General features: G+C 72.5%; 1 protein-coding gene. It reads left to right on the forward strand.

Annotated features, from left to right (window positions below):
- Positions 1 to 40: 40 nt before the first annotated feature.
- A partial coding sequence (locus ACFV9O_RS40765; protein ID WP_385428218.1) for a metal-sensitive transcriptional regulator occupies positions 41 to 509 on the forward strand: 469 nt, incomplete at its 3' end.

The raw sequence follows: 509 nt of genomic DNA on the forward strand, positions 1-509 counted from the left end.
ACCCCGCCCCGCCCCCCGACACCCCCTCCAGGAGGACGCGATGACGACCACCGAGGCCGGAGCCCCGACCCCCGCCGCCCCCTCCGCCGACCAGCAGGGGACCACGGCCGGCGACAAGCCGGACACGCAGGCGCACCAGGAGGCGGACGTGACGAACGAGACAGCCGGGTCCGTCGAGCCGCAGGAGGTCGCCGAGGCCGCCGGGACCGCCGACACCACCGAGGTGCCGGGCAGCGGCGAGATCGTCACCGACCACGACCGGGGCATCCACGGCTACCACCACAACAAGGCCGAGCACCTCAAACGCCTGCGCCGCATCGAGGGGCAGATCCGGGGGCTCCAGCGGCTGGTGGAGGAGGACGTCTACTGCATCGACATACTCACGCAGGTCTCCGCCAGCACCAAGGGCCTCCAGTCCTTCGCCCTCCAGCTCCTGGAGGAGCACCTGCGCCACTGCGTCGCCGACGCCGCCGTCAAGGGAGGCGACGAGATCGACGCCAAGGTGGAGG

Origin of the sequence: Streptomyces sp. NPDC059909 (genome assembly GCF_042730885.1) — a bacterium.
Lineage (GTDB): Bacteria > Actinomycetota > Actinomycetes > Streptomycetales > Streptomycetaceae > Streptomyces.